This window comes from Azoarcus sp. KH32C (assembly GCF_000349945.1).
Lineage (GTDB): Bacteria > Pseudomonadota > Gammaproteobacteria > Burkholderiales > Rhodocyclaceae > Aromatoleum.
Window position 1 is genome coordinate 4,166,009 of sequence record NC_020516.1, and the last position, 11,815, is coordinate 4,177,823.

The window sequence follows — 11,815 nt, forward strand, 5'->3', positions numbered from 1 at the left end:
TGCCCAAAAGGAGCAACAACAGCAAAGCTAAATGTCAACGTATCGAATCCGCCGCTTCTCCGGCACGTAGAGCGATCGCGATCGCAAGCAAAGGTGCATATGCTATTGCAATCGCAACAACTCCATCAAGCAGCCCTGCGCCGACGCACAACGAAATCGGCAGAAGCCAGAACATATTGATTGCGGCAACAGCCAAGGTCACGGGTAGATGACGCCCCCAACGTTGCGCCGCATGCTGGTAGGCGTGGCTGCGATGAGCCTCATACACGCGCTCACCACGACACAGGCGCCGCAGGAGTGTCCACGTCGCATCGACGATGAATACGCCGAGCAGGATCAGCCAACTCCAGAGCCAAGCCGGCGACACCCAAGCCGCCTGTATGGACAGAGTCCCTAGCACGATACCAAGGAAGCCGCTGCCCGCATCACCCATGAATATCTTCGCAGGCGGAAAGTTCCAGTAGAGGAATCCCCCCACCGCCGCGGCGAGCACCAAGGGCAAAAACATCAGGTCCGGCCGCCCGCCGAGGAAGTAGAGCAGCGCTCCTCCCACGCAAACGCATATAGCCTCGACACTGGCGATGCCATCAATGCCGTCCATGAAATTGTACAAATTCAACAGCCACACAAGATAGACCGCCGCAAATGTCGCGCCGACCCATCCAAAGTCCATCGGCGTGCCAAACCAGTCCAATCGCGGAGCTCCGTCGAGCAACACAAGTGCCCATGCAGCCGCGACAAAATGCGCGAGGAGACGCCAGCGCGCCGCAAGGTGACGATGGTCGTCGATAAAGCCAACCACGGCGACCAAAACGCCGGCCCCAAGGATCGCCCACGAGCCGCTCGGCTCTGCGCGCCCCAGGAACGTCAAAATCGAAACCGCACACAGAAACGTCAATACGATCGCGACGCCCCCTCCGCGGGGAGTGGGAACCGAATGGGAACTGCGGGCATTCGGAATATCCATAAGGCTCCGCGCAAGCGCATAGCGCCGCAGCCCCCACGTCATCCCCCCCGCGAATATCGCCGCGAGCGTGAGCAGCCATACAAAGTCGGTCACTCCAGAACCCCCTCTGCCGCTCGGCGCAACCCCTCATCGACGCTAATCGAAGGGCTCCAGCCGAGCAGCACACACGCTTTTGAAATATCGACTTCAAGATTTCCGCATAACCGCCGAAGCAGCGCCTCCCGGCCAGTCAACTTCGCCCCCGCGCGCAACGCCCACACGGGCACGGGCAGCAGTCGCGCCGATACGCCCATGGCTGCGGCCAACCTGCGCAGGAGATCCGCTGTCGACAGGTCCTCGCCGTCGCCCGCGAGAAAGACCTGATTCGCCGCCCCCGGATGATTCAGACACGTCACGATCAAATCAACCAAGTTGTCCAAGCCGACCATGGAACGGCGATTTTGCTCGACGGCCCCGAACGGCAAGGGTATGCCGCGCTTCAGCCATTGCATCATCGTCAGAAAGTTCGCCTTAACGCCCGGTCCATACACAAGCGGCGGACGAATGACGACCACCTCCATCCCGCTCTCCGCTGCCAAGGCCTCCAAGCCGGCCTCCGCTTCCGCCTTGGAAATTGCGTAGGCGTCCTGCGGCGCGCGACGGTCCGAAGCCCTGAACCGTTGGCCCGGCGAACTCTCTTCCCCATTCACTTTGATCGAGCTGATGAAGATAAAGCGACGGACACCCTGCGCGGCCGCCTGGCGGGCGAGGTTTAAAGTACCTTCCACGTTCACGGCCCGAAATGCGCCGATCGAATCCGTCGCGGACTCGCGCATCACATGAACACGCGCAGCCGTGTGAATTACCGCACGACACCCTGCCAGCACGGGCGACCAATCACCGCCCGCCTCCAGCGGCGGCCCCACCACGCAGCCCGCAGCCGCAGCAGCGTTGCGGATCACGCCCACGACCGGCATGGATTCATGCCGCAACCGCGCAACCACGGCCGAACCGACTAGACCGTTCGCGCCGGTTACCACGACGCCGCCCGCGTCGCATCTATCTGAAGCGGTCACACGTGATCTCGAACACAATCAGTTATGTTTGGAAGCCGCCCGCGATGCTTCAGAAAATAACGCGCCATGCTCGCCAAATGCCATCCCAGGTGCCGCAAGCTCCTCCGACTGTCACGACGGGCGTCATGGATGACGCTTACGCTCGGACACGCCAACACCTTCAGCCCGCTCTGCCATGCGCGCACGCAGATATCGACATCCTCGTAATATAGAAAAAATCCCTCATCGAACCCCTTGAGGTGCGCGTAATCCGCACTGCGAAAGAGCATGAACATCCCGGCCACCCACTCCGGGAAAAAAGCGCCCTGCCCTTTCTGCACGAGATACCGCCCGTCCGCACCGCCCAAAGCCTTTAAAGCAAGCGAGCGTAGCGTCGGAAAAAAACGGATGCTGTCCTCCTCGTCGCCATCGGGCGACTTTACCGCCGGTGCCGCCACAGCCGCCGAGGCCTCCTCGATTGCCGCGATCAGCGAAGGAAATGGATCGTCCTCAAGTTCGATATCAGGGTTCAGCGGACAGAAATATGGCTGGCTGCACCGGGCAAATGCAGCATTGTGATTGGCCCCAAAGCCTTCAGGCCGCGCGTTTTCGATCATCGATACCCGCTCATCCTCGGGCAGTCTCAATGACTCCGGCACATTCAGAGTTACGAGCACCTGTGAGACCGCCGGACAGGTCAGAACCTGCGTCAGAAGCCGCGCAACCATCGGACCATGACGATGACTAACGATCGAAACACAAATCATGACGTCCAGCCAATTAACCTCTGCGAGTCCCCGACAAAGTCCGGGTCTTACTTCTTTGCCGAGTTATCACTTGCTCGCATCCTTCCCCGATAGCGCTTGATGCGGTTGGCTACTCGAAAGACCTGAACTAGCGACCATCGATGGAAAGGGCCGATGCCCTGCATGTGCTCGATAGCCGCGGACCATTGCACACGTCGGACAAAATCGATCACCTCGCGCCGGCGTGACTTCACAAAAGGCGCTGCATATATGGCCCCCAAAGCTGGAACCTGGTTTCGGCTGAAAATCTGCCCGAATCCAAAAATATCGTGCTGTGGTGTATTCAAGAATGTTTCGGCCAGAGTGCTTCCCGGACCGCTGCGGAGCCCCGCCCACACCCGAAGCGCGCAGCTTCGCAACTCGACGGAACTCACGACGTAGCGCTCCAGAAACGGCTGCCACTGCCGGACGGCCAAGAGCACTCCCTGTTGAAAGTGCAGGCTGAAATCGTCGTAGGCCGCATTCTCTTCAAGGGAAACCTGCCTGCGCGGCGTGACGTACTGATCCTCACGACCGTAACCAACTACGCTACCGCGAGAGGATGTACATAACATCTCCAGCGCTGCGAAAATTTCGAACAGTTCAATCGATTCGTCGCAGAGATTCTCATTTGGTCCGTAGGAGGACTTGCTGGCGTTGCCGGGTTGGCGATTCATGAACCGACGTAAGCCCAGATACATCCCATGCCAATGCGTACTTGGCGAAATCAAAGCCAAATTATCCTGTATTGTTCCTCGCCATCCTATGTCGACAACACCAATCCTCGCCGCGTCCTTCACTCCACACTGGGCGAGATAATCAAGGACCAGCGCACGTTGGGTCGCGATTGAACGCCTGGTCGCAGCAAGGAATGCCGGATCTTTGAATAGCCGCTCGAGTTCCGGACTCCTGGATGGATCCTCGATGACATCATTCGCCTCTAGGCCGAGCTCCGTCAGGGCACGGCGAAAATCGTCAATCTCGACTCCGAGCGTGGCAAACAATCCGCCGATGCTCTGAGACTTGAAGAGATTCCAGATGCGCGACATTTCAACTATCGACAAGTCCCGCATGGATGCGGGAAATGTAGAAAGGCGACTGACGGCAAGAGTCTCCGAGGCCGGCAATTTATGCCCGTAGAAGTCCGTTCCACTGAAAAGGGCGTCGAAGACCTCGTAAAAAAATTCACCTTCTCGGGTCAGGAAGAAAATCCGGTCGAGTTTCTCGACCACTGCCTGTTCCGCGATCCACAGGGCGAATCCGATGAAGAGCGGCGCAGCATCGGCTCCTAGCCTGAATGCCGCGGCGTGGCCGACCTCCTTGCCCCGCGCCTCGCGCGCCGCCTCGGCAGTACACAGGGCCCTCACGTGTTCGAACAGCGCTTCACGGGACGAAAACAGGCGCTCGCGCTTCAGCCTGTCGGCGTGCTCCGCGGTGGGCAGATAATGAAGCGCAGTCACCCCGAACTGCCGGGCCGCATCAACGTCCGACCACTCGTTGTCTCCGATGTGGACGTGCTCCTCCGGAGAGATTCCGTACGTCGCGTGGACGTGCTGAAAGAGGCGACCGGAACGCTTGTTCAGCCCGGCATCGCAGGACACAATGCCGTCACGAACCAACGAACCCCAACCTTTGGCGTCGAGAAGCCGTCCCAGCATCTGCGCATTCATGTAAAAGTCGGACAAAAACAAGGTGCGTTCAGCCTCGTGCCCCTTCATAAAAGCGTCGATTCCCACATCGGGAAACGACCTTTTCACTTCCATCTGCAGTTCGAACTCTGCCAGGGTCGCCGGCAATGTGGTCTCAGCAGGCTGAGTGCAGACTGTTGCCAGCCAGTGCCGGAGGACCTCCTCGATCTCGTATTCGTCGTCGCGCCCGTCACGCCGAGCCGCCTGCCCCAGGCGGCGCTCGACCTCGAGGCGAGCACGGTAAATATCCCAGTGATCCCGAAACTCTGGCCTTAGCCGACCGGTCCAGCCAAGAATGAGGTGCATGGCCGTGGCGAGCTTGACGCATTCCGGGTGGCAGTCGCGACGCAGGAGAGTGTCCCAAACGTCTACGGTCCTAAGCCTGTACATCAGAATGCCCTTCGCGCGCCAAACATCACTTCTTTTGCCGCCTCGAGCTGCTTAACACGGCGAACAAGCGATTGCGGGAAACGGGAAGCCAAGGCGCTCAATTTATGCCTTCGCACTATCCCCGCACTGCTTGCCAACCGGGACCGCTCGTCGCGACCATAGTCGTCGTGTGCACGATCAGTCAATTCGAAAAGACTTTCGCGATCGTTCTCCGGCCCCCTAAGCGTCACCTCTATCCAGCGACAGAATTCAGCAGATGACTGATCCCAATTCGGCCAAGCAGTCGCCGTTTGTAGCGCTCCGTCCTTCAATCGGGCCAAGTCCTCCCTGCCTCTAATTAAGCGCCGGAGCGTTCGTACGACGCCATCCGCATCGCCTTGACGCACAACAAAGGCATTGATGTCGTCGACAATATATTCATCATGACCTGAAACATCAAAAACAACTGCGGTGCCGCCACAATGAAACATTTCCAGCGGAGGGCCAAACATTCCCTCCACTGTGCTCAATTTCACCAGGATATCGCACGACCGGTAGATCTCCGCTGTCTTAACCATGGGCACACGAGAAAACACACGATTGACACCGGGCACCCAGGTGATCGGCGAACCGGTAAGAACCCAGATATCTCTACACCCTGCCTCCTTTGCCAAGCGAACGGCAAGGGCGGTGTTTTTAAACGGAACGCCGAAATGCCCTTCCACCAGTATGCGCGGAGAGGCGGAATCGCGGGCAGCAACAGCCGGACCGTTCTCGGAATAAACGTCCTTTCGGATGCCATTGCGAACCAACGTTGCAGATTGGCCAAAATGGTCGGCCAGATACTGCTGAATCCACCTGGCTTCAGTTACGCAGGCTAGCGGAAAGCGATAAGTTGCATCCACCAGTGCTCGCAATGGCGTTTCGGCCTCGGGGTAGAAACGCGATTCGATGGACTGGATGAAATAAGCGTAGCGAGGAGAGTCGAAGTCCTTCAGTTCAAATACCGTCTTCCACCAGGTTGCCACCACCAAGTCATACGACTCCTGCTTCGCCACGGCAATTGGCACGCAGCGCAGTGTAGAAGCGCGATCGTGCCACACTAGAGTTCCTTCAGTGAAAGGCTCTTGTACGCCAAGCGTTACGTCATACCCCTGATCCTGAAGGTGGCTGGCATGCTGAATGATGACGTAGGTCCCCCCACTGATGGCCATGGAGCCTACGAGAAAACAAATCTTCTTTTCGATCACTGATGGGCTTCCTCTAGCCTATTATTGGGCCTGCCGTATCATTGCGTAGGCTGCTGCCGTTAGCGCGCCGCCACGCTCATGCAGCGTGCGCCAGGGCCAGAAACCGAGTGCCCCGAGGCCGCGACGGCGCAATCCGATCAAGAATTTCAGGCGATCAATCGGTCCCGGGGGTTGTCCGTCGCAGCCAAAATGGGATCGCTCGAAGACGCCATAGTTTTCCACATGGAATACCGACGAAAACCATGCCATCTCGCGCCGAGTGGGATTAAAAACCATGCGCGCATGCGCTTTCACAACATCCCTGAACTGCAGGCTATTGGCACCTTCAACCCTCAACAGTAGCTCGTTGAAGCGAGCAAACAGAAGGCGCAGGACAGGAAACACCTCACGCACGAGCATGGCCTCCTCTTCGAACGGACCACGTACCGGACAAGCCCGCCCCGGCATGTCGAATTCGTACGACACGACCGAACCGTGATCTGCCGCGAGAATCACCTCAAACAACGCGCGGTTCTCGTTGAATACGTGAAAATGCGGGGAGCGCTCACCCACACATGAAAAAAGCAGTCCCTGCTTGATGTTGTTGGGCCGCGTCGCCCCGGACGCGACGAGCCCAACGTAATAGCCTTCCACAGACTTCACCGGCAGATCTCCCGCCTTGCACAGCAGCGCGAACAAGTTGTCCTGGATCGTGCCCTTCCAGCCTACATCGACGATCACCAGACGCTCAGGCAACGCACCACCCGCCAAGTCGGTCAAGTAGCGGATGAACACGTCCCGGCGCCCCAGACGTTCGGTCTCGAAGATGTCGACAAACAAAGGAAGCGTCTTCAACCGTTGAAACAGCGCGCTGGTCGGAAAGTCGTCCTCGCGACGTTCCTCGGCACCGGCCGGAAGCCCCAGTGCTTCGACAAACGCGCCGCAGTGGCCCTCGAGCCCGAGGCTCGACAAGAATTCAAGCAACGACATCCGCCGATATTGACGGAACAGCGTCTCGAACTGTTCGGACCCTAACGCGGACAATGACGGCAGCAAGGTCGAGCGGCGCGACACCTCGAGGTAGAGTGACTCGACGCTCACCCCCATGCGAGCGCAATACGCGTCGAACATTCGCTTCAGCGGCTGCCCCTCGCGGGATAGGAAGAATACCTGCTCGATCCGCTTCGCCACGACAGTCTGATACAGGCGCTCGACCCAGCAATAAAGCGTTGTCGCCAACTCGGGAAAGAGATCGTAGTCGTCATTGGCTAGGGAGCCCAGAGCGGAAGGTGACTGATGACTCATGACAATCTGAACTTGCCGGTGGTGATTAGCGACATGAACTGGAAATTCGCGTAAAAGGTCAGCGGCGTTACGAATATCTTCGACAAGACCGGAGCCAATCCGAACCATTTTGTGAGGGCATCGATCAACAGCGAGGCCGCAAGAATCGCGATCACCTGATATGCGATGTAGGCAGCTAGCTTGCCGAGAATGTAATGCCCCTCGTACTCAAACACGCGACGAACCGACACAAAGAACACGAACAACACGGCCGTCGACGCGCCGACGAAGTTCGCGCCCCACACCGGAGCGCCGAACCAAACCAGGAATGAAAACAAGCAGAAGTCGATAAGCCAGCCGATGCCGGACACGGCTCCGAAACGGACAATCAATGCGAGCCCTCCAGGGAGTTACGACGACGGCGCGCCGCCACCTCAGTACCCGCCAAGAGCGGAAGCAGAAAACCGAGGATATGCAGGTCAAATAGATATAGGAACACCGACGCAGGAGCCAGCAGGAAGAACACTGCGGCCCGCATGAGTTCGCCTATGGCGATGATCGAGGCGCAAGGGTGACGGCGAATGCGCAGAGCGATCGCAAGGCAAAGCAGTAGTGGCAGAACCGTGCTCGCCGTCGAACTAGACCATTCCTGCAGCATCTTTGCGGCGTGTGAGCTCAGATGGGCATCCGGTGCGAATCCGTATATTTCAGCGGTTCGCTTCCATTGAGGGCTGTCGGTCTGCAGATGATCATGAAAACCACCCAATCCGTGATTAAGCGCGGATTTTGCTCCCCCTTCGGGGGTCTCCCACGTATGCCCCAAGGTCCCCACGAAGGTGGCTAGACGCATTTCAAAGAAGAGGACCGGATGCGTCACGGCCGTTTTGACGAAAATTGCGCGCAGCGCGCGAATCACGTCGCGGTCCGGCACCGGGCGTAGGCTCGCCGTCTCGTGCCAGTAGATGATGTTATAAGGTGTCCATTGCTTTTCCGCGACCGAGATGTCCATCACCTTGTCGAGGATGGCGCGCAGTTCCGCTCGTTCGGCATCATCCATCTGCCCGCGCCCGCGCACCAAGACGCCAACCAGCGGGTTGATCAGGGCAGTCGCCTCGTACGAGCGCTTTTCAGTCTCGGCGGCGATGCGGTCGGGAATTACCAGCCGTTCCACTACTGGCCCCACACCCAGCAAGGCGACCCATACCAATAGCATCAATCCAACCCTCTGACGGCGGTTGGCGACAACGACCCAAATCAACGCTGACGCTATGAACAGGGCGGTGGGCAGGTTATCGATCCGTAATAGAGCGAGCATCAAACCGAGTGCCAAAAGACCTGCGGCGCTGAGCCGGCGCCGCTCCTGCGACAAGGCCGGCCAATCGAGGGCTGTTGCAAAGCAGCCAATAGCAAACACCGCCAAGAGCAGGCCATTCATCGCATCCCGGAGATGGGTCAACATCCCGATGCCCATCGCCGTGAGGGGCGGAACAACGACGAACAGTGCGGCGACGACTAGACGTGTCGTCCTTTCGCAGTAACGCATCACGCCAGCCGCCGCGCCCAGTAGTACGACGAGAGTGAGGCCCGCCGACCAGGCCGTGATTACCGCCCCGGAACCCAGCAGCAGGAAGCCTCCGACGATCAAGGGGTAACCAATGCCGTACCACAGGGTGACGCTGCCCGTCTCGACCTGGATGTAGGGTGAAAAACCGTCCCAACCGACTACTGCAGGCCAGCCGGCGGCGAGCGCGGCGCCAACCCAGAACAGGCTGGCAGCGAGAACCGCTGCCACTTCGACGCGCCGCCCGGCCCGATAACTCTTCAACAAATCAGCGACGACCCGCCAGGCGACCCCGATCAGCACAACGAAGCTCAAGGCCATTAAGACCGCCATGACCTTCACGCCGGCGTAGCTAGCCGTGTCCGGGCGATCAAGATGCGGCACGCTGAATGCACCGTCGGCGCGGCGCGGGGTCATGCGATAACCGCCAACGCCATCTGACATCAGCCGGACCAGTTTGGCTGCCGGCGCGTCATCCGCATCGATAATCCGGACAGCCTGAATCCGGCGAGAAAACTGGTCCCATGGCGTCAGCAAAACGAACGCCCGGCTCGTGGACACCGTCATGCGTCCCGACTCACGCTCCACGAGCAAGAAGAGGCGAGTACCGCCCTCCACGGTGGCGGGCAAGGCAACTGAACGCTGCTCGCCACCGTGCTGCAACCAAATTTTCGCATCCGTGCCCAGAACCTCATAGACGCACCGTCCGGGAGACCGGATCGCGCATCCATTGTCGCTGCCGCTGACGGGCGCGTCGGAGGAGCCATCGAGATCACGAAACGCTCGCAGGCTGCCACCGTCGATCCCAATCTTCCACTCAAGCGGATTCGCGAACTCGAACGAACTGATCTTGCTCGCGCCGCTCTTGACCGGCAGCACCAAGGCCGGCGTAAAGCCATATCCAGCATCCATCTCGACGCGCCCCGGCGCCTCCTCGGCCATGAATGCGACGAATTCGGCGGAGCCTGAGTACGAATCGTTCCTGACCGCCCCCAACACAAGGCAGCTGGTCAGCACCGCCGCAAAATAGACAACACCGGCGAATAGGCCCGCTGACGTGAAACTTAGACCGACCCCGGCAAACAACACTGTAAGTCCCGCTATGACCGATCCGCGCTGCAAATATCCTTTCCACGAGATCGTGGCCTCGGGAAGCGGAACATCGACGTACGCCTCCCTCTCTGCGAACAGGTCGATGCGATGGGTCTCTCCACCGATATTTGCCTCCACGATGCCGGAATATGGGTGACGGACGAAACGCAGCGCCGCCGGCGAACCCCAGGCGCCACGGTACAGCAACACATTCGGCTGATTCTGATAAGAGACGAACACGTCGCCGCGCTTTTCCCAACCATCGCCTTCGAAATCCCGGAGACCGAGGACCGACCCCGAGATCAGACGCACGAATACCTCGGACGACTTAGAGGCGGGATTTCTCTGACCGGTGGCGGTGATTCGAACGTCCGCATAGCCGTCCTTAACCAACGGAATGGATACCGCGACAATCACTGCGGCCATCAGGGAAAACGGCAGCGTGAGCAGCAGATGACGCGGACCGTTGGCGCGCATAAGGGCAGCGCCCACTGCAACAGACAGCCCCAATAACAATGCAATGACGACCGCCGTCGGCGTCAAGACACCCATCAAAGGAGCAAGATAGCCCACCCCTGCAAGAATCCCCGCCACGCCACCAAACACCCAACGGCGGTCCTTAGCAATCGATCGAATCATTTAATTGTATCCGCTCGGCATCGATCAAAGCGACGGTGGCTCCCGCAATAGAAAGGCATTCACTTCCGCCGGCGTGCCCAGCGGAATCACCGCCTCGTAATCGACATCGTGAAGATAGACGGGCAATCCCTCTTCGATCATCTGCCGATACATTGGGGCGATGTATTTCTCCCCCTTCTCCATGCGCGACGCGTCCCGATAGAAGTCCCCGTAGACCCGACGATAGAGATTGAAGGACGAGAACCAGTAAAGGCCGATGGTCGCGTGCGACGAAATGCGAACCTTCTCACGCATGTCGAAAATCCGACCGTCGTCGTCGGCCGCTGCAAAACTCCAGCCATCGCCCTTTCCGGGAAAGCACGGAATCCAGCCGTCGCCCCGCACGGCCTCGGCCGGCAAAGCATCCGGATGCACAAAGGTGTCGATGTTATAGACGAGGAAGGGCGCGGACGGATCATCCAGGACTTCGCCGCCAAGGATCGCCGACGTCGCCTGCCCGTCGGTAATCGCGTCAAGTTCGACAATGCGGACATTGCGGATGCCGACGTTCGCACATTCCTGATGGATGAAGTCCACCGCCTCATCCTCTCGACGCACGACAAAATTGAATCTGGCACCGCTCTGGATGAAGCTGCGCAGGCTGAGCATCGACCATGCAAACAAGGTGCGACCGTGCGCCTCGATGCGATACTTAGGGCAATCGTACCCCGCGTCGCGGAAACGCTTGCCCAAACCCGCCATCGTGATCACTACGTTAGTCAATTCACTGCCCTCCCGGCTCATCACCAACCAACCGAAGAATTTCCTCGTAACTCAGCGTCAGGAACTCGTCGGGGCGGATGGCCTTGTCGTCCACATAAAATCCGCCGCGCCCCGGCCAAGGCTTGCCCAGATGCAGCTCGTCGTACGGAATGCCATGCCGATCGAGCCATTCCATCATCTCCTTGCCGGTCACCGCAGCAATGCGCCCGACATTGCCGTCGAACGAATTCATGTTGCGGGAGGAAAAAAGAATGATGTAGAAGCCCTTCCGCCGGTACTCATGCAACTGCGCGAGCATCTCCGGGTAAGGCTGCAGGTGCGCGTAACTCTCGCCCGACTTCCGGATCGGACACAAGGAGCCGTCTACGTCCATCACAATGCTGCGTTCCCGATTGATCACGACCA

At 59.0% G+C, this 11,815-nt stretch carries 10 protein-coding genes; all 10 read right to left on the reverse strand.

The features are described 5' to 3' along the window. Positions 1-34: 34 nt before the first annotated feature. Entirely contained in the window at positions 35-1,060 is a 1,026-nt protein-coding gene (locus AZKH_RS18620) for a glycosyltransferase family 4 protein (RefSeq protein WP_015437343.1), read from the reverse strand. Further along, positions 1,057-2,022: an SDR family oxidoreductase gene (locus AZKH_RS18625; protein WP_015437344.1), complete on the reverse strand. Its 966-nt coding sequence runs from the start codon at positions 2,020-2,022 to the stop codon at positions 1,057-1,059. The genes AZKH_RS18620 and AZKH_RS18625 overlap by 4 nt, the downstream gene beginning before the upstream one ends. Continuing rightward, positions 2,019-2,768 (reverse strand): glycosyltransferase, encoded by a 750-nt coding sequence (locus AZKH_RS18630; RefSeq protein WP_041656371.1) that lies wholly within the window; start codon positions 2,766-2,768, stop codon positions 2,019-2,021. The genes AZKH_RS18625 and AZKH_RS18630 overlap by 4 nt, the downstream gene beginning before the upstream one ends. 47 nt (positions 2,769-2,815) lie before the next feature. Then, positions 2,816-4,780 carry a hydrolase gene (locus tag AZKH_RS18635; protein ID WP_197538735.1) on the reverse strand — a complete coding sequence of 655 codons (1,965 nt, stop codon included), beginning with the start codon at positions 4,778-4,780 and terminating at the stop codon, positions 2,816-2,818. Between the two features lie 83 nt (positions 4,781-4,863). After that, a complete protein-coding gene (locus tag AZKH_RS18640; protein WP_015437347.1) occupies positions 4,864-6,093 on the reverse strand; it encodes a glycosyltransferase in 1,230 nt (409 codons plus the stop codon). Positions 6,094-6,114: 21 nt separating this feature from the next. Then, the gene (locus AZKH_RS18645) at positions 6,115-7,377 is read right to left on the reverse strand and encodes a hypothetical protein (protein ID WP_015437348.1); all 1,263 of its coding nucleotides are present in this window, start codon (positions 7,375-7,377) and stop codon (positions 6,115-6,117) included. After that, complete coding sequence (locus AZKH_RS18650; RefSeq protein WP_015437349.1) at positions 7,374-7,748, reverse strand: GtrA family protein; 375 nt, start codon at positions 7,746-7,748, stop codon at positions 7,374-7,376. The genes AZKH_RS18645 and AZKH_RS18650 overlap by 4 nt, the downstream gene beginning before the upstream one ends. Continuing rightward, complete coding sequence (locus tag AZKH_RS18655) at positions 7,745-10,648, reverse strand: hypothetical protein (protein WP_015437350.1); 2,904 nt, start codon at positions 10,646-10,648, stop codon at positions 7,745-7,747. Before AZKH_RS18655 ends, AZKH_RS18650 begins: the two co-directional genes overlap by 4 nt. Positions 10,649-10,672: 24 nt before the next feature. Further along, positions 10,673-11,431 carry a glycosyltransferase family 2 protein gene (locus AZKH_RS18660; RefSeq protein ID WP_041656373.1) on the reverse strand — a complete coding sequence of 253 codons (759 nt, stop codon included), beginning with the start codon at positions 11,429-11,431 and terminating at the stop codon, positions 10,673-10,675. Further along, the gene (locus AZKH_RS18665) at positions 11,412-11,810 is read right to left on the reverse strand and encodes a capsule biosynthesis phosphatase (protein ID WP_015437352.1); all 399 of its coding nucleotides are present in this window, start codon (positions 11,808-11,810) and stop codon (positions 11,412-11,414) included. Before AZKH_RS18665 ends, AZKH_RS18660 begins: the two co-directional genes overlap by 20 nt. Between the last annotated feature and the right edge of the window lie 5 nt (positions 11,811-11,815).

Excerpts from the sequence above, each read along its gene's own strand:
- AZKH_RS18630 (WP_041656371.1), bottom strand. The coding sequence starts at position 2,768 with ATGATTTGTGTTTCGATCGTTAGTCATCGTCATGGTCCGATGGTTGCG.
- AZKH_RS18655 (WP_015437350.1), bottom strand. The coding sequence starts at position 10,648 with ATGATTCGATCGATTGCTAAGGACCGCCGTTGGGTGTTTGGTGGCGTG.
- AZKH_RS18660 (WP_041656373.1), bottom strand. The coding sequence starts at position 11,431 with ATGAGCCGGGAGGGCAGTGAATTGACTAACGTAGTGATCACGATGGCG.
- AZKH_RS18645 (WP_015437348.1), bottom strand. The coding sequence starts at position 7,377 with ATGAGTCATCAGTCACCTTCCGCTCTGGGCTCCCTAGCCAATGACGAC.
- AZKH_RS18635 (WP_197538735.1), bottom strand. The coding sequence starts at position 4,780 with ATGCACCTCATTCTTGGCTGGACCGGTCGGCTAAGGCCAGAGTTTCGG.